The organism is Actinoplanes flavus (assembly GCF_017592555.1).
GTDB classification, from domain to species: Bacteria; Actinomycetota; Actinomycetes; order Mycobacteriales; family Micromonosporaceae; genus Actinoplanes; species Actinoplanes flavus.
Genome location: NZ_JAGFNS010000095.1, coordinates 1 through 315 on the forward strand (window position 1 = coordinate 1; position 315 = coordinate 315).

Consider the following 315-nt stretch of genomic DNA (forward strand, 5'->3'; position numbering starts at 1 on the left):
ACCGCGATGATCAACCCGAGAGTGTCCACCGCCAGACCCCGTTTACGCCCGGACACCTTCTTCGCCGCGTCCAAGCCGGTCGTGGCCGCCGGCACCTGATTCGCCGCCCGCACCGACTGGGTGTCCAGCACGACCGCGGACGGATCCTCCGCCCGCCCCGACCGCTCCCGCACCTGACATCGCAGCAAGTCATGAATAGCCTGGTCAGTGCCGTCATCACGCCACAACGCGAAGTAGTAGTAGACCGCGGACTTCGGCGGCAGATCATGAGGCAGATACGCCCACTGACACCCGGTCCGGTTCTGATAGACGAGC

1 protein-coding gene is annotated in these 315 nt (G+C 65.4%); it reads right to left on the reverse strand.

What is annotated here, in order from left to right:
• Nucleotides 1-315 (reverse strand): transposase (locus tag J5X75_RS43820; protein ID WP_238491038.1); only part of this gene is annotated, 315 nt, incomplete at both ends.